Source organism: Ruegeria sediminis (assembly GCF_005938215.1).
GTDB lineage: Bacteria > Pseudomonadota > Alphaproteobacteria > Rhodobacterales > Rhodobacteraceae > Ruegeria > Ruegeria sediminis.
The window spans coordinates 442,714-463,137 of record NZ_VCPD01000001.1; the positions used below are offsets into that span (position 1 = coordinate 442,714).

Annotated in this window: 16 protein-coding genes; 9 read left to right on the plus strand and 7 right to left on the minus strand. The window is 65.0% G+C overall.

Annotated elements, in window-relative coordinates; translation table 11 throughout:
* Window positions 1–115 precede the first annotated feature (115 nt).
* The 3 genes from FGK63_RS02370 to FGK63_RS02380 are packed head-to-tail and all read left to right on the plus strand — an operon-like array spanning window position 116 to window position 3,441.
* Window positions 116–808, plus strand: a complete 693-nt coding sequence (locus FGK63_RS02370) for a GntR family transcriptional regulator (RefSeq protein WP_138839995.1) — start codon at window positions 116–118, stop codon at window positions 806–808.
* 23 nt (window positions 809–831) lie between these two features.
* The gene (locus tag FGK63_RS02375; protein ID WP_138839996.1) at window positions 832–1,983 is read left to right on the plus strand and encodes a fumarylacetoacetate hydrolase family protein; all 1,152 of its coding nucleotides are present in this window, start codon (window positions 832–834) and stop codon (window positions 1,981–1,983) included.
* A gap of 21 nt (window positions 1,984–2,004) precedes the next feature.
* Window positions 2,005–3,441, plus strand: a complete 1,437-nt coding sequence (locus tag FGK63_RS02380; protein ID WP_138839997.1) for an aldehyde dehydrogenase family protein — start codon at window positions 2,005–2,007, stop codon at window positions 3,439–3,441.
* A 33-nt stretch (window positions 3,442–3,474) separates the two neighbouring features.
* Here FGK63_RS02380 and FGK63_RS02385 read toward each other — a convergent pair whose 3' ends face one another.
* The 6 genes from FGK63_RS02385 to FGK63_RS02410 all read right to left on the minus strand — a co-directional run bounded on the left by FGK63_RS02385 (window position 3,475) and on the right by FGK63_RS02410 (window position 9,452).
* Window positions 3,475–4,347 (minus strand): NAD(P)-dependent oxidoreductase, encoded by an 873-nt coding sequence (locus tag FGK63_RS02385; RefSeq protein ID WP_138839998.1) that lies wholly within the window; start codon window positions 4,345–4,347, stop codon window positions 3,475–3,477.
* Window positions 4,348–4,420: 73 nt separating this feature from the next.
* Complete coding sequence (araD1, locus tag FGK63_RS02390) at window positions 4,421–5,407, minus strand: AraD1 family protein (RefSeq protein ID WP_138839999.1); 987 nt, start codon at window positions 5,405–5,407, stop codon at window positions 4,421–4,423.
* A gap of 10 nt (window positions 5,408–5,417) precedes the next feature.
* On the minus strand, window positions 5,418–6,704 hold the full coding sequence (locus tag FGK63_RS02395) for a TRAP transporter large permease (protein WP_138840000.1): 1,287 nt from the start codon (window positions 6,702–6,704) through the stop codon (window positions 5,418–5,420).
* Window positions 6,701–7,258 (minus strand): TRAP transporter small permease, encoded by a 558-nt coding sequence (locus tag FGK63_RS02400; RefSeq protein WP_171052549.1) that lies wholly within the window; start codon window positions 7,256–7,258, stop codon window positions 6,701–6,703. The genes FGK63_RS02395 and FGK63_RS02400 overlap by 4 nt, the downstream gene beginning before the upstream one ends.
* A gap of 60 nt (window positions 7,259–7,318) precedes the next feature.
* Window positions 7,319–8,305: a TRAP transporter substrate-binding protein gene (locus FGK63_RS02405; RefSeq protein ID WP_246043905.1), complete on the minus strand. Its 987-nt coding sequence runs from the start codon at window positions 8,303–8,305 to the stop codon at window positions 7,319–7,321.
* A 64-nt stretch (window positions 8,306–8,369) separates the two neighbouring features.
* Window positions 8,370–9,452: a 4-hydroxythreonine-4-phosphate dehydrogenase PdxA gene (locus FGK63_RS02410; RefSeq protein WP_218961094.1), complete on the minus strand. Its 1,083-nt coding sequence runs from the start codon at window positions 9,450–9,452 to the stop codon at window positions 8,370–8,372.
* Between the two features lie 100 nt (window positions 9,453–9,552).
* Here FGK63_RS02410 and FGK63_RS02415 point away from each other — a divergent pair, with 100 nt between their 5' ends.
* Entirely contained in the window at window positions 9,553–10,227 is a 675-nt protein-coding gene (locus tag FGK63_RS02415; RefSeq protein WP_218961095.1) for a GntR family transcriptional regulator, read from the plus strand.
* Between the two features lie 55 nt (window positions 10,228–10,282).
* Here the strand turns inward: FGK63_RS02415 and FGK63_RS02420 are convergent, their stop codons facing one another.
* Window positions 10,283–11,167 carry a LysR substrate-binding domain-containing protein gene (locus tag FGK63_RS02420; RefSeq protein ID WP_246043907.1) on the minus strand — a complete coding sequence of 295 codons (885 nt, stop codon included), beginning with the start codon at window positions 11,165–11,167 and terminating at the stop codon, window positions 10,283–10,285.
* Window positions 11,168–11,296: 129 nt separating this feature from the next.
* Here FGK63_RS02420 and FGK63_RS02425 point away from each other — a divergent pair, with 129 nt between their 5' ends.
* Genes FGK63_RS02425 through FGK63_RS02445 form a run of 5 tightly spaced genes read left to right on the plus strand, consistent with a single transcriptional unit; the run spans window position 11,297 to window position 20,423 of the window.
* Complete coding sequence (locus FGK63_RS02425) at window positions 11,297–12,838, plus strand: trimethylamine methyltransferase family protein (protein WP_138840004.1); 1,542 nt, start codon at window positions 11,297–11,299, stop codon at window positions 12,836–12,838.
* On the plus strand, window positions 12,838–14,307 hold the full coding sequence (locus FGK63_RS02430; RefSeq protein ID WP_138840005.1) for an aldehyde dehydrogenase family protein: 1,470 nt from the start codon (window positions 12,838–12,840) through the stop codon (window positions 14,305–14,307). The genes FGK63_RS02425 and FGK63_RS02430 overlap by 1 nt, the downstream gene beginning before the upstream one ends.
* A gap of 4 nt (window positions 14,308–14,311) precedes the next feature.
* Window positions 14,312–15,613: an aspartate aminotransferase family protein gene (locus FGK63_RS02435; RefSeq protein ID WP_138840006.1), complete on the plus strand. Its 1,302-nt coding sequence runs from the start codon at window positions 14,312–14,314 to the stop codon at window positions 15,611–15,613.
* Complete coding sequence (locus FGK63_RS02440) at window positions 15,610–18,015, plus strand: GcvT family protein (RefSeq protein WP_138840007.1); 2,406 nt, start codon at window positions 15,610–15,612, stop codon at window positions 18,013–18,015. Before FGK63_RS02435 ends, FGK63_RS02440 begins: the two co-directional genes overlap by 4 nt.
* The gene (locus FGK63_RS02445) at window positions 18,012–20,423 is read left to right on the plus strand and encodes a GcvT family protein (protein ID WP_138840008.1); all 2,412 of its coding nucleotides are present in this window, start codon (window positions 18,012–18,014) and stop codon (window positions 20,421–20,423) included. Before FGK63_RS02440 ends, FGK63_RS02445 begins: the two co-directional genes overlap by 4 nt.
* The last annotated feature ends 1 nt before the right edge of the window (window position 20,424 follow it).

Here is a 20,424-nt window from a genome sequence, read left to right on the forward strand (position 1 = left end):
TTGCTCAGCCTGAACGGGCCCATCGGAATGCGCCCGAATTTCTGCCGGAACAGTTGCACAGTTCCGTATTTTGTGCAATGTATTTTTGTATACAGAATACCACACAGGTGAGTCCTTGCCCGAAAATCCTCAGCCCAACGATTACGCGATCCAGCGCATGACGCTGGCCGACAAGGTCGCGAACCGGTTGCGCGACTGGATCCTGACCGGAACCCTGCCCCCGGGACAGCCGCTGGTGGAAAGCGAGCTCGCCGCCCTGCTGGATGTTTCGCGCACCCCGACGCGCGAAGCCCTGCGCGTACTTGCCACGGAAGGACTGATCGAGATGCAGCCCAACCGCCGGCCGAAGGTTGCCGACCCGACGCTGGAAGACCTGCTTGCGCTGCTTGACGTCCATATCGAACTCGAGGCGCTTGGCAGCCGCATGGCCGCACAGAGGATCACTGCCGAAGAGCTTGACGCGCTCCAGGCCCTGCAAAAGGAAATGGAGAATTTCCCCGAGGACGGCGACCCGCTGGACTTCTTCCGGCTCGACATGGAACTGCATCAGCGGATCATGCAGGCTTCCGGCAACGCGCCGCTCTGCGCGACCCACGAACAGTACAACGGCCGCCTGTTCCGAGCCCGCTTCCTGTCGACCCACCTCAAACCTCGCCGCGCCGCATTGCTGGGTCAGCACGGCGCGGTTCTGGACGCGTTGCGCGACGGTGACGGCGAAAGGGCCAGCGCCATCATGCGCGAACACCTGGAGCAATTGAAAGCGAACACGACCGCCATCGCCGCCGAACGCGCGTCGGGCGGCGCCTGAACAACATTCCCGAAAGGACGACTATGGAAACCGATTTCACGATCGACCTGCCGCCCGGCGCAACGCTGGTCGGTCGCGCCTGGCGGCCCGACTGCGACGGCCCGTCGCTGATCGCCGTGCGCGACGGCGCGGTGTTCGACATCTCGGTGCCCGGCACCGCGACGATGCGGGATCTGCTGGAGGCCGAGGATCCGGCGGCCCTCGTGCGAGATGCCGACGGAGATATGCTGGGATCGGTCGAGGAACTGGCGGCAGGTGCCAAGGCGGAAACCGGACTGCGGCTGCTGGCGCCAAACGACCTGCAGGCGGTGAAGGCCTGCGGCGTCACCTTTGCCCGCTCGATGGTGGAGAGAGTGATCGAAGAGCGCGCGGCCGGCGATCCCGCCAGGGCTGAGGCGATCCGCAAGGAGGTGGGCGCGCTGATCGGCGACAGCCTGCGCAATCTGGTCGCCGGCTCTGACAAGGCGATGCAGGTCAAGTCGGCGCTGGTCGAGGCCGGCCTCTGGTCGCAATACCTCGAGGTGGGGATCGGCCCGGATGCCGAGGTGTTTTCCAAGGCCCAACCGATGTCCAGCGTCGGCTGGGGCGCCCGGGTCGGGCTGCATCCGGTTTCCGCCTGGAACAACCCCGAGCCCGAGGTGGTTCTGGCCTGCGACAGCCGCGGCCGCGTGAAGGGCGCGACCTTGGGCAACGATGTCAACCTGCGCGATGTCGAAGGGCGGTCGGCTCTGCTGCTCGGCAAGGCCAAGGACAACAACGCCTCGGCTGCCATCGGCCCGTTCATCCGGCTGCTCGACGCCGGTTTCGGCATCGACGACGTACGCGACGCCGAACTGCAACTGACAGTCGAAGGCAAGGACGGTTATCGGCTCGAGGGGCACAGTTCCATGTCCGAGATCAGCCGCGATCCGCTGGACCTCGTCGCGCAGACCTGCGGGCCGCATCATCAGTATCCGGACGGCTTCATGTTGTATCTCGGCACGCTGTTCGCGCCGACCCAGGACCGCGACGTGCCCGGCGAGGGCTTTACCCACAAGGTCGGCGACGTGGTCACGATCCGGTCCGAGAAATTCGGCGCGCTCGTGAACACCGTAGACCTTTCCACCAACTGCCCGCCCTGGACCTTCGGAACCGGCGCGCTGATGCGCAACCTGGCCGGACGCGGGCTGATCTGAAACAAATAGGGAAACGAACACATGAGCCTTCATCAGAATTTCATCGCCGGCCAATGGGTGGGCGGTGAGGCGATCGACAACATCAACCCCTCGAACACGAATGACGTGGTGGGACAGTACGCCCGTGCCACCGCCGAGGACGCGAAAAACGCCATCGCTGCGGCAAAGGCGGCCTTTCCCGCCTGGTCGCGCTCGGGACCGGCGCAGCGCCATGCCGTGCTGCGCAAGGCCGCTGACGAAATCACCGCCCGCAAGGAAGAACTGGGACGCCTGCTGTCGCGCGAAGAGGGCAAGACGCTGGCCGAAGGGATCGGTGAAGCGACCCGCGCCGCCCAGATCTTCGACTTCTTCGCCGGCGAGGCGCTGCGGCTGACGGGTGAGATCCTGCCATCGGTCCGGCCCGGCGTCGGCGTCGAGATCACGCGCGAAGCGGTCGGTGTCGTCGGGCTGATCACGCCCTGGAACTTCCCCATCGCAATTCCGGCCTGGAAAATGGCGCCCGCGCTTTGCTATGGCAACACGGTCGTCATCAAACCCGCCGACCTGACGCCGGCCTGCACCTGGGCCCTCGTGGACATTCTGCACCGCGCGGGCCTTCCGGACGGCGTTCTCAACCTGGTCATGGGCAAGGGTTCGGTGGTCGGGCAGACCATCCTCGACAGCCCCGACGTGGACGCGGTCAGCTTTACCGGATCCGTCGGCACCGGCAGCCGCGTCGCCGAAGCCTCGGTCCGTCACCGGCGCAAGTTCCAACTCGAGATGGGCGGCAAGAACCCGTTGGTCGTGCTCGACGATGCCGACATCGACGTGGCGGTGGATTGTGCCGTCAACGGCGCGTTCTTCTCGACCGGTCAACGCTGCACGGCCTCGTCGCGGCTGATCGTGACCAATGGCATCCATGACAAGTTCGTCAAGGCGATGATCGACCGGCTCGGCAAGCTGACCATAGACGATGCGCTCAAGGACGGGACGCATATCGGCCCGGTGGTGGACCAGTCGCAGCTGGATCAGGACGTCGACTACATCGCCATCGGCAAGGACGAAGGCGCGACGCTGGCTTTCGGCGGCGAACGTCTGAACCGTGAGTCACCCGGCTTCTACCTGCAGCCCGCCCTGTTTACCGAAACGACGAACGCCATGCGGATCAACCGCGAGGAGGTCTTCGGCCCCGTCGCCGGCGTCATCCGCGTCAAGGATTACGACGAGGCGCTGGCGGTTGCGAACGACACCGATTTCGGCCTGTCGGCGGGTATCTGCACACAAAGCCTGAAATACGCCACCGACTTCAAGCGCAACAGCGAGGCCGGCATGGTGATGGTTAACCTGCCGACTGCAGGTGTGGATTTCCACGTGCCGTTCGGTGGGCGCAAGGGTTCGAGCTATGGCTCGCGCGAGCAGGGCCGCTATGCGGCCGAGTTCTACACCACCGTCAAAACCGCGTATCAGTCAGCTGGCTGAAACGAAGGGGCGCCCGATACCGGGCGCCCACTTCTACCCGGCATTCAGCCGTTCGATCTCGAGGATCAGCGCGCTGTGGTCAGGGTCGCCTTCGTGTTCGGCGAGGCCCTGGAACAACGTCGTCGCCTGCGTCAGCAAGGGGGATGTGAAACTCAACCCTTCGGCAGTGGCCAAGGCGTTTTCCAGGTCCTTGATCTGCGTCGCGGTCCTGCCCTTGGTTTCAAAATCGCGCTCGACCATCCGCTGACCGTGCAGGTCCAGAACCCGGCTTTCCGCGAAACCGCCGCGCAGCGCCTCGCGCACCCGTGCCGGATCGGCGCCGAACCGGGCCGCCAGCGCCAGCGCCTCGGCCACGGCGCCGATGGTTATGCCGACGATCATCTGGTTGGCAAGCTTTGCCACCTGCCCCGACCCGACCGGCCCGACATGGACCGGGTTCCCCATTTCGCGAAGCACCGGCTCCGCCCGCACGAACGCGGCCTCGTCGCCCCCGCACATGATGGCGAGCGAGGCGGCCTCGGCCCCGACCGTGCCGCCCGAGACCGGCGCATCCAGATAGGCCGCCCCAACCTCGACCAGCCGCGCCGCATGGTCCCGCGCCTCTGACGGGCGGATGGAGCTCATGTCGATCACCAACGCATCCGGCGAAATCCCATGGCGCACGCCGGCTTCGCCAAACAGCACCTTTTCGACGATGGGCCCGTTTTCCAGCATCGTGATGATGACTTCCGCACCTTGGGCCGCAGCTTGTGGCGTGTCGGCCACCGCCGCGCCGCCCAACGCCTCGGCCTTGGCCCGCGTGCGGTTCCAGGCGGTGACCGGATAGCCCGCAGCGACGAGGTGGCGGGCCATGGGCAGGCCCATGAGGCCGATGCCGAGGAAGGCGATGCGGGGCTTGTTCGTCATGAAGACCTCCGTTCGGGCGCAACGATTACCGTCGAACTACGTGCCGGTACTTCCCGGCCAGGTGACAGGTGATTCAAAGCGGTCTCACCACCGCCAGCCCGGTATCGGCAGCGCGTATCAACGGGTTGCGCAAGGCCCGGCCAAAGCCCGGCGCGGCGATCTCGAACACGTCGCCGGGGCGCGTTTCGACGCCGTCGGCGAAGCTCAGCGTGGCGGTGCCGAAGAAATGCACGTGAATGTCCCCCGGCTGGCGGTGTTGGGGATATTTGAAATGATGATGCTCAAGATTGGCGATGCTGTGGGACATATGCGTTTCGCCGGACAGAAAGGGCTTCTGCCAGATCACCGCACCGTCGCGGAGGATGCGCGAGGTTCCCTCGACCCGTTCGGGCAACGAACCAAGCATCAGTTCCGGCCCGATGGAACAGGCGCGCAGCTTGGAATGGGCCAGGAGCAGGTAGTTCCGCCGCTCGGTCACATGGTCGGAAAATTCGTTGCCCAGCGCAAAGCCAAGCCGCAGCGGCGTGCCGTCATCGCCGATAAGATAGACGCCGGCGATTTCCGGTTCCTCGCCGCCATCCTCGGCAAAGGCCGGCATTTCGAGCGGCGAACCGGGCCCAACAAGGATCGACCCGTCGCCCTTGTAGAACCATTCCGGCTGAACCCCGGCCCGCCCGGCTTCGGGCTTGCCGCCGGCGACCCCGTCACGGAACATCCGCATGGAGTCGGTCACGTCGCCCTGCCCGCTGTCGGTGTGCATCGCGTCGCGGGTATCGGCGCTGCCCAGATGGGTCAGGCCGGTCCCCGTGATCCGGATGCGGGCGGGTTCGGCATGGCCGACCGGCGGCAGAAGCCGCCCCTCGGCCTCGACCTTGGCGTAATCTTCGGACTTGTCACCGAGGCGGGCTTGCGCCGCCTCTGCAAGGGGCGTCCCCTCCCTCAGCGCCAGCCGCGCCAGTTCGGCGACTTCGCCGATCCCCGCCAGCGGACGCAGGGTTTCACCCTGCACGCCTGCGATGACCGGGTTTCCTTTAACGTCTCGATACCGCACAAGGTTCATGCGTCAATCCTCACGGACCATAGAACACGCCGACAAGCCACAGCGGGAAGGCCGGCACGTAGGTGACGAGCAGCAGCACCGCAACCAGAACACCGATGAACGGCAGGTTGGTCTTGGTGGTGCCCCAGACATCGGTCTTGGCGATGGAGCAGGCGGTGACCAGTACGCTTGCAACCGGCGGAGTCTGCTGACCCAGCGCGATGTTCAGCGTCAGCAGAATGCCGAACTGGATCGGGTCGATGCCGATCTGGTTGACCAGCGGCATGAAGATCGGAACGGTCAGGATGATCGCCGCCGCGCCGTGCAGGACCATGCCGACGAACAGCAGGAAGACGTTGATGATCATCAGCACCGCCAGCTTGTTGGTGGTGATCGTCGTGATGCCCTGTGCCAGTCGCTGCGGCAGTTCGGTCTCGGTCAGGTAAAGCCCCAGGACCGCCGACGTCGCGACCAGAAGCATCACGGTCGAAGTCTGAAGGACGCCATCGACCAGCGCGTGATACAGGCGTTTCAGGTCCAGTTCCCGGTAAATGAACAGACCGATGACCAGCGCGGCGAGGACCGCAAGCGCCGCACCTTCGGTCGCGGTGACGATGCCGCCGAAGATGCCGCCGAGGATGATGACCGGCAAAACCAGCGCCCAGGATGCGTCCTTGGTGGTCTGCCACAGCCGGCAGAGGCTGAAACTGTCCTCGCGCGGCAGATCGTAGCGCGCCGCGAAATAGTAGCTGAGGGACATCAACAGGAACCCGCCAACGATCCCGGGCACGATGCCCGCAACGAACAGCTTGACGATCGAGGTGTCAGACAGCGCGCCGTAGAGGATCATCGGGATCGAGGGCGGAATGATGATGGCGAGCGATGCCGAGGATGAGGTGATCGCTGCGGCGAAGCGGGGCGTGTAGCCCTTTTTCTTCATCGCCGGGATCAGCACGGAACCTGTCGCCGCCACGTCCGCCACCGCCGAGCCCGAGATTTCGGCAAAGAACATCGACACGCCGACATTGACCATGGCAAGCCCGCCCCGCACGAATCCGATCAGCGCGGAAACGAACGCGATCAACCGGGCCGATATGCCGCCGGTATTCATAAGCGCGCCCGCAAGGATGAAGAGCGGGATCGCGATCAGCGGAAAGCTGGTGGCCCCGTCATAGATCGACAGCGCCGCATTGAGAAAACCCAGATGCCCGTTCAGCAGCCACACTCCGATCAGCGCGCTGGCGAGAATGGACAGCGCGATCGGCAAACCGATGGCGATCATCAGGAACATCGACAGGAGGATCATCGCCTCGGTCATTTGCGTGCTTCCTTCAAACTGGCAAGTTCCTCTTCCGCGCGGGCGATTTCATGTTCGATTTCACGCGTTTCCGGGTCCACGCCTTCGTGCACTTCGCGGAGGCGGCTGGTGAGCGTCAGCAACCGGCCCAGCAGCATCAGCGCGGCGCTGACCGGCAGGATGCCCTGTACAACGCTGCGCGGCACGAACCGCAAGGTCGTCATCGTCTCGTTGCCGAAGATTTCCAGGATGGCCCAGCCCGCCCAGGTCATGATGGCGCAGACCGTGATGAAGATCGCCTCGCCGATCCAGAACAGCGCCAGCCGGCCGGGAAGCGGTAATCCGAACAGCAGCCCGTTGAAGCCGAGATGCGCGTTGCGCAGCACCGCGAGGGCCGCGCCGGTGAAAGTGATCCAGGCCAGCAGCACCGCTGCCACCTCGTCATACCAGATCAGCGAGTTGCCGGAATAGCGGAAGGCGACGCCCATCAGGACGACGATGGAAAGGATCACGATCATCGCGATCGTCGCGACCTGTAGCACGAGGTCAAGCCAGTGTGTGAGCCGGGTCAGCATTGAGCGTCTCTTGAAAGATATTGAAAGGGCGGCGCGTGAACCGCGCCGCCCATCAGGTGATCAGGAACCGTCCGCAAGCGACAGCGCCTGGTCGATCATCGCCTGGCCGTTCTCGACCTCGGAAGCGAATTTCTCGTAAAGCGGTGCAGATGCGGCCACAAATGCGGCGCGGTCGGTGTCGTTGACTTCCATGCCGCCGGCCTTCAGCTCTTCAAGAAGCGTGCCGTCCTGCGCCGCGCCCTGCTCGCGCGCCCAGATCGCGACTTCCTGCGCGGTTTCGGCCAGAACGGCCTGCACCTCGGGATCAAGCTTCTCGAAGGTGGCAATGCCGACGGTCGGATAGGCCGGCGAATAGACGTGGCCGGACATCGACAGGTATTTCTGTACTTCGTTCAGCTTGCCGCCGACGATGTTGGTCAGCGGGTTTTCCTGCCCGTCGATTACGCCGGTCTGAAGCGCCACGAAGACCTCGGAGAACGACATCGGGGTCGGGTTCGCGCCGTATTCCGAGAACATCGCAACCCGCCAGGACGAGTTCGGCGTGCGGATCTTCAACCCGTCCAGATCTGCGGGGGTCGTGATCGGCTTGGCGTTGTTGGTGATCTGACGGAACCCGTTTTCCCAGATCGCCAGTGGCCTGTAGCCCTGCGCCTCGGCAGCCGGAACCAGCACCTCCTTGAACAGCGTCTCGTCGATCCGCGCCAGGTGATCGCGGTCCTTGACCAGGAACGGCAGGTCGAAGATGGCGTATTCGGGGGCGATCTCGGGCATCGTGGACGACGGCAGGGTCAGATGCATCGTGCCAAGCTTGACCTTCTGCAGCATGTCCTTGTCCTTGCCAAGCTGCGAGGAGTCGAACACCTTGACCACGGCCTTGTCGCCGAGTTTCTCGTTGGCGCGGCGGGCGAATTCGCTCGCCGTCTGCTCCTGCAGCGAGCCGGGCGACGCACTGATGCCGAAGATGATCTCTTCCTGGGCCAAGGCGGCCCCAGATCCCATCGACATCGCCAGCGCGGCGAGCCCGAATGCGGTGTGTCTGAGTTTCAAAGTAAGTCCTCCCTTGCTTTGGTCGTGGCGTTGATCCGCCGTGTCAAAAATCGGTCGTCGGGGGTCAGCCCCATTCTGCGTCGGCCCCCTCCAGTACGCGCTGGAACTGGCCGGGCAAGGCTTGGCGCCGGGTTTCGTCCGGCGCGGTTTCACCGCCCAGCTTGGCCAGCTTCCGGCCAAGCGCGACGGCATTGAATGTGGCGCCGGTGTCGGCCTTGCCCTTCCCGGCAATGTCGTAGGCCGTTCCGTGCGCCGGAGTGACGATCGGAAACGGGTATCCGGCGATCAGGGTCACGCCCCGGTCGAAGCCCAGCAGCTTCATCGCGATCTGGCCCTGGTCGTGATACATCGTCATGACCGCGTCGAACTCGCCCCGCACGGCCCGGACAAAGACCGTGTCGGACGGGATAGGCCCGGTGACGGCCATATTTTCGGCCTGCGCGCGTTCGACGGCCGGCAGCAGGATATCCTCGTCCTCGGTGCCGAAATTCCGCCCGTCGCCCGCATGGGGGTTCAGCGCCGCGACGCCGATCCTCGGCCGCTCGAACCCGGCGCCCTGCATGATTTCCACGGTCAGCTTGAGGCTGTTGTAGATGCGGTCGGTGGTCAGCGCGTCGGCCACTTCGCGCAGGGGGATGTGCGAGGTGACGCGCGCGTTCCAGACTTCGTCCAGAACGTTGAACTCGCGCCCGCTGCGCTTTGCATTGATCGTCGCGTTGATGAAGCCGATCTCGTCCACGTAGTCGGACTTGGCCAGGCGCATGGCATGTTTGTTAAACGGCGTGAAGAACACCAGATCCGCAAGACCGGAATGCGCCGTCAGCAAGGCCGCCCGAAAGTTCTGCAACGACGCGCGACCGGCGGCGGCGGTCGACGAGCCGATCTCGACCGCGTCCGGGTCGCAGTTCTGCATGTCAACGAGGAATGTGCCCTCAGGCAGATCGCCTGCCAGGGCATCGGGGCTGACCACGGGAATATCGATTTCGACTCCCGCATGGCGCGCGCCCATCTCGAGCACCCGCCGGTCGCCGATGACGATCATGTCACCCCGGTTCGCGGTTTTGTCGGCCAACACGCGCGCAGCCAGTTCCGGGCTGATGCCGCCTGCGTCACCGATGGCAAAGGCAATGCGAGAAGCGTTCTTCATGTATATCCTCATTTTGTATACAGAATACATGAAAAAAATATCGCGGAGCAAGCCTCAATTTTGTAAGCTTGGAAAAATTGGACAACGAATGAGAAAACCCGTGGAAATAAGCGACCTTGATGCAGGCCACCCCATAGCAATCCAGAAAGAGACCCTTCACGACCAGGTCGCGAACCGGATCCGGGACCTGATCATCGAAGGTTATCTGGAACCGGGATCGCGAATCGACGAAACCAAACTGGTCCAGCAACTCGGCGTATCCCGCACGCCGTTTCGCGAAGCGTTGCGAACCCTCGCGGCCGAAGGCCTGATCGTGATCCGCCCCTCAAAAGGCAGCATCGTGCGCAAGCTGACACGCGAGGATGTCTACTCCATGCTCGAAGTGCTGGCCCACCTGGAACGGCTGAGCGGCGAGCTTGCCTGCCAGAGGGCCAGCGACGAGGAAATCGACGATCTGCTCAAGCTCCACGGCGAGATGCTGGTCCTGTACGAAAAACGGGACCGCCTGCCCTACTACAAGCTGAACCAGGAATTCCATTCCCGGCTTTCCGAACTCAGCGGGAACGAAACCCTGCTGAGGCATCAGGGCATGATCCAGGCCCAGCTGAAACGCATCCGCTTCATCGGCAACCGGAAGCCGGAATACTGGGCCAAGGCCGTCTCGGAGCACAACGAAATGGCGGACGCCCTGAAAGCCCGCGACGGCGCACGGCTGGGAGAGGTGATGAGCAGGCATCTCATGAACACCTGGGACCGGGTGAAGGACATCGTGTGATCCGCGCCATCGTATCTTGGTGACATTGCGGCTCGACGGTTCACACCTCAAAGCGTCAGATTGCGGCGCCCGTGGATGAGCAGATCCTCGATACCGATTGCCCGGAAGTCAGCCACTCAATGACCGCCCGCGTTTCCCGACGCCCCTGCGCGTCGTTCCGGACCTCGACGAAATACGCGTGGGTAGGCGCGATGTCTTCCCCAAACAATCGGACAACCCGTCCTTCCTTAAGATCCTGATCGATGAGCGGCAACCATCCTACGATCGCTCCCTGACCGTCGGACGCACCTCGCAGGAGCACGTTTGCATCTTCGAAGACCGGACCCCGCAAGGGGCCGTCCGGCTGAACGCCCATGGCCGCGAACCAGTCGAGCCAGCCCCAATGATTGCTTTGATGCATGATGGGTTTCGCCAGCAGGTCGCGGGGGGCCGAAACCGGGCCGTGCCGGCGAAGGTATTCCTGGCTGGCAATCGCGGTCGGGCGCAGTTCCAAAAGTTTGACTGCGCCTTCGGGCATGTCCGTCATGCGTTCCCACCGGATCACGATATCCGAATGGGTCTGGTCCCGCATTCGGGGACGGTAGGAAGGGACCACTTCCAGTTCGATCCCCGGATGCCGCTCCCACAGGTCGCTGACCCTCGGCATAAGCCAGCGGGCAGTGAAAATGGGCCCGGCGGATAGGCGCACCACCCTGCGCGACGAGTGACGGAGGGCGCGCACGGCGTCGTCCAGCATGCCGAACGCCTGAACCGTGGTCTCGGCCAGCCGCCTGCCGTTTTCGGTCAGCGCGACCTCGCGCCCGGCCCGTTCGAACAGCTTTGTTCCGAGTTGCTCTTCAAGGCTGCGGATATGGTGACTGATCGCGGTGGGGGTAACGGACAGGAATTCCGCCGCGGCGCGAAAACTGCCCCTTTGGGCGGCGGCATCAAAAGCGCGCAATGCGGAAAGCGACGGCAACACGGCTGCCTCATAGATGATTTCACTTCATCAATTGATGAAGAATCGCCGTTTGTAAATGGCGTTTTTAGCCTGCATCGTCAATTCGACCAAAACTGGATTCATGAATCTATGACATCGGAATCCCGAAGGCGCGGCCGCAAGGACCGTCTCAACCAGACCACGGAACCCGACAGCCGAAAACCGGTATGGCCCGGGGTGCCGGGCGGCCGACTGAAGCCGCTGAAGCCCGACGAGATCGCGTTGGTCGAGGAAACCGCGCTGATGCTTCTGGAAACCCTGGGCCTGAGCCAGGCAATCCCGTCGATGATCGAAAAGGTCTGCTCTGCCGGAGGAGAGCTGACCGAAGACGGCCGACTGCTGTTTCCGCGCAGCCTGGTGCGAACCACGATAGATGGGGCCCGGCGGGGTTTCACCCTGTGCGGGCAGCGGCCCGAGCACGATCTGCTGATTGAAGATGCCCGGGTTCACATGTCCACCGGCGGCGCGGCGCCGGGCGTTTTCGACCTTGATACCGGCGCCTATCGCGATTCGACGCTGGCTGACCTGTACGATGCCGCGCGGATCGTCGACCGGATGGACAACATTCACCATTTCAGCCGCTCGGTTGTGGCCCGCGATGTCGAGGGCAGCGCGGCAATGGACATCAACACCGCCTATGCCTGTCTGATGGGCACGTCGAAGCATGTCTCGATCTCGATCACCGAGCCCCAAAACGTGACCGCAATTGCGGATCTCTGCTATCGCATTGCCGGGGGAGAAGCCGCATTTCGCGCGCGTCCGTTCCTGACCGTGATGGTCTGCCACGTGGTGCCGCCGATGCGTTTCGCCGAAGAAGCCTGCGAGGTTCTGGAGGCGGCGATACTGGCGGGTTTCCCCGTGCAACTGATCAGCGCAGGCCAGGCCGGGGCCACCAGCCCTGCCACGATCGCCGGGTCGCTGGTCCAGGCCGTGGCCGAGACGCTGGCCGGGCTGGTCTTTGCCCGGTTGGTGGACCCCGAGGTCAGGGCGATCTTTGCCCCGAAACCCCTTGTCGCCGATCTGCGTACCGGCTCGATGTGCGGCGGCGGCGGCGAACAGGCGATCCTTATGGCCGGAGCCGCGCAGATGGGCCGCCATTTCGACCTGCCGACATCCTCCATCGCTGGCATCACCGACTCCAAATGCCTCGACGCGCAGTATGGCGCCGAGAAATCGCTGGCTGTCGCCATGGCCGCCCATGCCGGGTCCAACCTCGTGACCCAGGCGGCGGGCATGCAGGCAAGCCTGCTGGGCGTGAGCCACGCAGCCTATGTCAGTGACAACGACCTTCTGGGCAATATCCTGCGCACCATTCGCGGCATCGAGGCGACGCCCGAGAACGTAGCGGCGGATGTGATTACCGGGGTGTGCCGGGGCGAAGGCCACTACCTTGGCGACCCGCATACGTTCAGCCGCATGAAATCGGACTACTTCTATCCCGTTGTCGGCGACCGCCGTCCGCCGCGCGAATGGCAGGCGGACGGCGCGCGCCCGGTGGGCGACGTGGCGCGCGACCGCGCCAAGGACATTCTTGCCAGCCATTTCCCGTCGCACATCCCCGACGCGGTCGACCAGGATCTGCGCGCGCGTTTCGACATCCGTCTGAGCCGCCAGCAGATCGGGCGCGATTGATGCAGGACCACCCGCGATACCCGACCGATATCGCGCAGGCCACGGCGCAATGGATCGGCGGCGCATTCCGGCCCGGAGAGGGCAGCATGCGGGTGCTGCTTGATCCGGCAACACAGAACGGGATTGCGCGGGTGCCAGATGCGGCGGCGGTCCAGGTCACGCAGGCGGTGGAGGCCGCCGCACAGGCGCTCGGACGCTGGGCGCGGCGGCTTCCGGCGGACCGGGCGCGGGTGCTGACGCGGCTGGCCGGATTGCTGGAGGAGAAGGCCGACCACCTGGCCGCGCTGGAGGCGCTGAATGTAGGCAAGCCGCTTTCGCAGGCACGGCGTGACGTGCTGCGTGCCGCAGACTATTTCCGTTTCTACGCCGGCGCCTGCGACAAGCTGAACGGTGAAACCATTCCGCTCGGCCCCGATCAGACGGCGCTGACCCTGCCCGAGCCTGTCGGCGTCACCGCCCATATCCTGCCCTGGAACTACCCGCTGTCGACGCTGGCGCGGGGCGTGGCGCCGGCGCTTGCGGTCGGCGCCACGGTGGTGGCCAAGCCCTCGGAACTAACGCCGCTGACCACCCTGCGCATGGCCGAACTTGCGCAGGCGGCGGGGCTGCCGGACGGTGCCTTCAACGTGGTGACCGGTGGGGCCGAGGTCGGCGCCATGCTCGCCGGCCATCCGGGCATCGCGCATGTGACCTTCACCGGGTCAACCGCCACCGGGCAGAAGGTGATGCAGGCAGCTGCGGCGCCGGTGGCAGGCGTGACGCTGGAACTGGGTGGCAAGTCCCCGGTCATCGTGCTTGAGGACGCCGATCTGGACTTGGCCGCACGGGACATCGCACGCGGGATATTCTTCAATGCCGGTCAGGTCTGTGCTGCGGGCTCGCGGCTGATCGCGCAGGACAGCGTGCATGACGATTTGATCGCTCGGCTCGTCACCGAGGCCAAGGCGCTCGGCATGGGCCACCCGCTCGACGATCCCGCGCTCGGTCCGCTGGTGAGCCGCGCGCAGTTCAAGCGCGTTGCGGGCTACGTCGATCGTGCCCGGGCCGCCGGGCTTACCTGCGTACTGGGCGGCGAACCCGCGCCTTTGCCGGCACCGCTCGACAAAGGCAATTTCTATCCGCCCACCATCTTTGCCGATGTCCCGGCCGAGGCCGAGATCGCCTGCGACGAGGTGTTCGGGCCGGTCCTCGCCACTTTCCGGGTACCGGATGCCGATGCGGCGCTGGCGCTGGCCAACGCGTCGCCCTTTGGTCTGGTTGCCGGGGTCTACAGCGCCGACGCCACGACCGCGCTGCGCCTCGCACGCGGGCTGGAGGCCGGGCAGGTCTTCGTCAACGGCTTTCTCAAGGCAGGCGACACCGTGCCGTTCGGCGGCGTCAAGACCAGCGGCATCGGGCGGGAAAAGGGACTGGCGGGCCTCGCCACCTATACCGCCCCGAAATCCATCATTCTCAACCATCCGGGCTGAAACCATGACGCACGATAGCAACGCCACTCTCGCCGCCCGCGCCCGTGCCGTGATGCCGGGAGGGGTGAGCCACGATTTGCGTTTCCGCGCGCCGCATCCGATCTACTTCGCCCGCGCCAAGGGGGCCGAGAAATGGGATGTGGAGGGCAAGCGATACATCGACTTCAAGCTTGGCGCGGCCAGCCAGATACTGGGACATGCCCATCCCGAGGTCGCCGAGGCCGTGTCGCGGCAGATGTTCGAGATGCCCTATACCGGCGACTGCCATCCGCTGGAAATCGAATGGGCCGAATGGCTGTGCCGCCTGTTTCCCAGCGCCGAAAGGGTGCGCTTCACCGGCTCGGGAACGGAATCCACCATGCTGGCGCTGCGGCTGGGGCGGGCGCAATCCGGCCGTGACAAGGTGCTGAGAATCGATGGCCATTTCCACGGCTGGCACGACCTGCTGCTCAAGGGCTCCAAGCCCGGAGCCAATACGCCGCCCTCCCTCGGCATACCGCAGGCGATTGCAGACCTGACGGTCGTCGCGCCGCCGGACGTGGAGGCGATTGCCGGGATCCTCGCCGAGGATCCGCGGATCGGCACGGTCTTTGTCGAGGTTTCGGGCGCCAATTACGGCTCGGTGCCGCTGCCCGATGGGTTCCTGCCCGCGATACGCGCCTTGACCGAAGACATGGGCCACGTGCTCGTGTTTGACGAGGTGATCACCGGCTTGCGCTGGTCTCCCGGCGGGCGGCAGGCGCGCGACGGGGTGGTGCCGGATCTGACCACGCTGGCCAAGATCGTGACCGGCGGCCTGCCGGGCGGCGCGGTGGTGGGCAAGGCGGAGATCATGGAGCTGTTGTCCCCTGCCAATCAGCGCGACGGGCTGGCCCCACCCGTAAGCCACAAGGGCACCTTCAACGCCGCCCCGATGGTCGCGGCCGGGGCGGTCAAGGCGATGGAGATCCTGTCGACTGGCGAGGTGCAGGCCCATGCGGATGAAATGGCCGCCAGGCTGCGCGACGGGTTCAACAAGGTCTTCGCCCGTCACGGGATAGGCGCGCTGGCCTACGGCGACAGCTCGACCTGCCACCTCTATTTCGGCGGCACCTCCATCGAGGGGCTCGACGCCGCCACCATCCGCCGCACCCCGCCGGTGCTGGTCAAGGGGCTGCGCGACGCGCTGCTCGACCGAGGCGTCGATTTCATGTCCTTTACCTCGTGCGTGACGGGCCTGCCGCATACGCCCGACCTGATCGACGAAGCCGTCGCAATCTTCGACGACGCCATCGCCGCCCTCATCCGCGACGGAGTCCTGCAATGAGCCTGCCCGCACATGCCCGCACGGTGATCATCGGCGGCGGCGTCATCGGGTGTTCCATCGCCTATCACCTGGCCCGCGAGGGACGAAAGGACATCGTGCTGCTGGAACGGTCCAAACTGACCTCGGGCACCACATGGCACGCCGCCGGGCTGGTGCGGCGGCTCAGGCCCTCGGCGACGTTGACCAGGCTGATCAACTATTCCATCGACCTCTACGGAGAGTTGGAGCGCGAAACCGGCCAGGCCACCGGATGGACCCAGACCGGATCGCTGACGCTGGCCACCAATCCGGACCGGCTGACCAACATCAAGCGGCAGGTGTCGCTGGGCCGCGCATTCGGGCTAGAGGCGTATGTTGTGGATGCAGCGCGGGCGAAAGAGCTCTGGCCGTTGATCGAGGTGGACGACGTGATCGGCGCGGTTTGGTCACCCGCCGACGGGCGGGTGAACCCGTCGGACGTCGCCCTGGCGCTGTCCAAGGGCGCGCGGGCGCGCGGCGTGCGGATATTCGAAGATACCCGCGTCACCGGCCTGCAAAAGAAGGGCGGCAGGATCTCTGGCGTCGAAATCGGCGGGCATGTGATCGAGGCCGAGGAAGTGGTGATCGCCTGCGGCCTGTGGTCCCGCGAAGTGGCTGCGATGGCCGGGGCGCATATGCCGCTTTATGCCTGCGAGCATTTCTACATCCTGACCAAGCCGCTGCCCGAGGTGCAGGCGCTTGGCAAGGGCGTGCATCTGCCGACGCTGAACGATCAGGACGCTTTCCTTTATGCCCGCGACGATGTGGAGGGGCTGCTGGTCGGCTCGTTCGAACCCCACGCCAAGGGATTGCCGTTGGACCGCCTGCCCGCCGATTTCTCGTTCGACCTTCTGGACGAGGACTGGGACCATTTCATGCCGATGATGGAAAACGCGCTGCGCCGCATTCCGGCGCTGGAAAAGGCCGAGGTCCGGATGCTGCTGAATGGGCCGGAAAGCTTCACGCTCGACAGCCAGTTCATGCTGGGTGAAAGCCCTGACGTGCCGGGCCTGTTCCTAATGGGCGGCATGAACTCGACCGGCATCGCACTGGCGGGTGGCGCCGGCAGGGCGATGGCCGAATGGATCATCGCGGGCGAACCGACCATGGAGTTGAACGAGGCCGACATCCGCCGCTTCAGCCCCGAGATGAACGTGCTGGGGGCGCTCGAAGCCCGCATTCCCGAGGTTCTGGGGCGCCATTACGACAACCCATTTCCTGGCCGGTCGATGGAAACCGCGCGAGGTCAGCGCCGGTCGCCGGTTCACGCGGGGCTCGTGGCGGCCGGGGCAAGGTTTGAGGCCCGCGGCGGCTGGGAACGCGCGCTGCATTTCGGCGGCGCGGCGGCGCATCTGCCGCTGACCTTCGGCTTGCCGAAATGGCGCAATCAGGTGGACCGCGAGGTCCAAGCCTGCCGCACCGGTGCGGCGATCCTGGACCAGTCTGCCTTCGGCAAGATCATGGTTCAGGGACCGGATGCGACGGCCTTTCTCAACCGCCTTTGCACGGCTGAAATGGATATCGCCGAAGGGCGCATTGCATACACGCAGATCCTCAATCGCAAGGGCGGCATCGAAAGCGACCTGACCGTGCAGCGCCACGGGCCCGAAACCTATCTGCTGGTCGTCGGTGCGGGTGAGGTGGTGCGCGACTTGAAGCGGATGCGCGAGACCAAGGGTGAGTTCCGCGTTGAATTCACCGATGTGACAAGTGGCTACGCGATCCTCGGACTTGCGGGCGCCAAGGCCCGAGAGGTGCTGCAAGCAACGTCGAACACGCAGGTTCCCGACCTCGGGCGCTTCCATATCGCCCCCGTCGAGATCGGCCTTGCCCGCGGTTGGGCCGGGCGGCTGAGCTTTACCGGCGAGGAGGGCTATGAACTCTACCTCCCCGCCGACATGGCGTTGGCCGCGCACGAGGCGCTGGTGGCGGCGGGGGCCACTCATGCCGGGCTGTTTGCCAGCGGCTCCCTACGGATCGAAAGCGGCTTCCGGGCGTTTGGCCACGAACTTGGCCCCGGCACCACGCCGTTCGAAGCCGGACTTGAGGCATTCTGCGCCTGGGGCACGGGCTTCGTCGGCGAAGACGCCCTGCGCGAGGCGGGCAATCCGCCCCGGCGGCGGATCGTCTCGCTTGTGTTCGATGACCCGGACGCCATCCCGATCCATGACGAGCCGATCTGGCGCGACGGCAAGGTGGTCGGGCAGATCACCTCGGCCGCCTGGAGCTATCGTTTCGGCCAAACTGTTGCCCTGGCGATGGTCAACGCGCCGCTCGACCTGCTGCACGCGCAGGACGTCGTCGGCGGATTCGAGGTCGAAATCGCCTGCACCCGCTTTGCCGCCCGCGCCTCGCTCAAACCGGCCAAGGAGGTTTTCCGATGACCGACAGCATTCGCTCCACGCGTGTCGCCATCATCGGCGGCGGCATCATGGGCGTCGCCGCCCAGTTCCAGCTGGCCGAAAACGGCTGGACCGACACGATCCTGTTCGAAAAGGCCGAACTGACCAGCGGCTCGACCTGGCACGCCGCGGGCCAGATCGCCCACGCGGTCGGCTCGCGCCTGATGGGATGGATCAACAAGATCTCGATCGAAACCTACAAGCGCGTCGAGAAGGAAACCGGCCAGTCGATCGGCTGGCACCAGGTCGGCGGCTTCCGCATCGCCACCACCGCTGACGAAGTCGACTGGATGAAATCCATCATGGGGGTGGGCAAGTTGCTGGATCTGCCCATGGAACTGGTGGGTCCGGAAGAAGTCGCCAAAGGCAACCCTTTCTACAGGACGTCCGACATCAAGGCCGCCATTCAGACCTTCGAGGACGGGCATATCGACCCTTCCGGTGTCACGATGGCGCTGGCGGCGGCCGCCCGGGCGCGCGGCGCAAGGATCGAGCGCCACAACCGCGTCGTCGGCGCATCGCGCAAAGGGGACATGTGGCTATTGCGCACCGAAAAGGGCGACGTGCTGGCCGAGCATGTGGTGATCGCGGCAGGGTCCTATGCCAACCAGGTCGGCGAATGGTTCGGGCTCAGGATCCCGTCGGTCTCGTGCCTGCACCATTATTTCGTCACCGAAACGGTCCCGGAATTCCTTGACCGACCCGAACTGCCGGTGATGCGGGACAATGCTTATGGAGGTTACATCCGGCAGGAGCAGAAATCGGGCCTCATCGGGATCTACGAGGGCCACCGCTGTCCCACGGTCTGGGAAATGCCCAGGGGCGCGCCGTGGGAGGCGGAGAACGAGCTGTTCGAGGCGGATTATGACTCGATTGGCGACTTTCTGACGATTGCCTTGGAGAAGATGCCGGTTCTGGCCGAGCTGGGCATCAAGCGCGTCGTGCGCGGGGCGATCACCCATACCCCGGACGGCGGCATGCTGGTCGGCCCCTCGGGCGCGCCCAATGTCTGGCTTTCCTGCGGCTCGTCCATCGGTCTTGCCTGGGGAGGCGGCGCAGGCAAGGTTCTTGCAGACTGGATGGTGCACGGTGAGACAGCGATCAACACGCGCAGCCTCGACCCCCGGCGATACGGCAATTTCGCCAATGACCATTTCATCCTCGAGCGCACCAAGGATGAATTCATGCGCCGCCATGACACTCCCTGTCCCGGCCAACAGTTCGAAAGCCTGCGGCCGGTAAAGCGCCACCCGCTTTACGACCGGCTGGCGGCCAAGGGCGCCGTCTTTGGCGAGATCGCCGGCTGGGAACGGCCGCGCTACTTCGGTGCGGTTGGCGAGACGGAAACGATCGGCTGGCGGCGCCAACCCTGGCACGAGAATGCGCAGATGGAGGCGAAGGCGACCCGCGAAGCCGCCGGTGTCATCGACCTTTGCGCCTTTGCGCAGTTCGAGATTACAGGCCGTGATGCGGGCGCGTTGCTTGGCCGGCTGTCGGCCAACAGGATCCCCGCGAGGGACGGCCGGATCACCCTCAATCACCTCCTGACTCCGAAGGGCCGTTTCGAGACCGAAATCACCATCTGGCGCATCGGTCAGGATCGCTATTTCACCGGCTCCGCCATCGCTCGCGCGACCCCGGATTTCGACTGGATCAGGTCGCACATTCGTCCGGGCGAGGATGTGCGGATGGTCAATCGTTCCGCCGACTGGGGCATGCTGGCCCTGTCCGGTCCGGCATCGCGCCGGATATTGTCGGAACTCACCGGCGCGGACCTGTCCAACGCCGCCTTCCCCTGGCTCTCGGGACAGGAGATCGAGGTCGCCGGCGTGCCGTGCCATGCGCTCCGCGTCTCGTTCGTCGGAGAGCTTGGCTGGGAGTTGCATGCGCCGCTGAATCGCATCGCCGAGCTTTACGACGCGCTGTTCGCGGTTGGCGCGATGCATGGTCTGACCGATCTGGGCTCTTACGCGTTCAACGGTATGCGGATGGAGAAAGCCTATCGCGCCAGCGGCGAATTGACGACCGATGTCGGCCCTCTGGACGTCGGTCTTGAGCGGTTCGTCGTGACTGACGGGCGCGACTTCCTTGGCAAGGACGCCCTTCTGAGCCGGGAACCGCAATGGGAGCTCCTTTACGCCGAGCTGCACTCGGACGACCACGACATTCTGGGCGGCGAACCGGTGCTGAGCGATGGCCACGCGGTCGGCCTGACCACCTCCGGCGGCTACGGCTACACCGTGGGCAAGTCGCTCGGCTGGCTGTTTGTCCGCAAGGGCACGCCGCGACGGGGCTTGTCGGTGCAAATCCTGAACCGCGAAATCCCTGTTACCATCCACGAGGAGGCCCTGTTCGACCCGCAGAACCTGCGGCCCCGATCCGAGGACTAGG

Coding starts and splice junctions, on each gene's coding strand:
- FGK63_RS02375 (WP_138839996.1), top strand. CDS start 832: ATGGAAACCGATTTCACGATCGACCTGCCGCCCGGCGCAACGCTGGTC.
- FGK63_RS02380 (WP_138839997.1), top strand. CDS start 2,005: ATGAGCCTTCATCAGAATTTCATCGCCGGCCAATGGGTGGGCGGTGAG.
- FGK63_RS02385 (WP_138839998.1), bottom strand. CDS start 4,347: ATGACGAACAAGCCCCGCATCGCCTTCCTCGGCATCGGCCTCATGGGC.
- araD1 (WP_138839999.1), bottom strand. CDS start 5,407: ATGAACCTTGTGCGGTATCGAGACGTTAAAGGAAACCCGGTCATCGCA.
- FGK63_RS02395 (WP_138840000.1), bottom strand. CDS start 6,704: ATGACCGAGGCGATGATCCTCCTGTCGATGTTCCTGATGATCGCCATC.
- FGK63_RS02400 (WP_171052549.1), bottom strand. CDS start 7,258: ATGCTGACCCGGCTCACACACTGGCTTGACCTCGTGCTACAGGTCGCG.
- FGK63_RS02410 (WP_218961094.1), bottom strand. CDS start 9,452: ATGAAGAACGCTTCTCGCATTGCCTTTGCCATCGGTGACGCAGGCGGC.
- FGK63_RS02425 (WP_138840004.1), top strand. CDS start 11,297: ATGACATCGGAATCCCGAAGGCGCGGCCGCAAGGACCGTCTCAACCAG.
- FGK63_RS02430 (WP_138840005.1), top strand. CDS start 12,838: ATGCAGGACCACCCGCGATACCCGACCGATATCGCGCAGGCCACGGCG.
- FGK63_RS02435 (WP_138840006.1), top strand. CDS start 14,312: ATGACGCACGATAGCAACGCCACTCTCGCCGCCCGCGCCCGTGCCGTG.
- FGK63_RS02440 (WP_138840007.1), top strand. CDS start 15,610: ATGAGCCTGCCCGCACATGCCCGCACGGTGATCATCGGCGGCGGCGTC.
- FGK63_RS02445 (WP_138840008.1), top strand. CDS start 18,012: ATGACCGACAGCATTCGCTCCACGCGTGTCGCCATCATCGGCGGCGGC.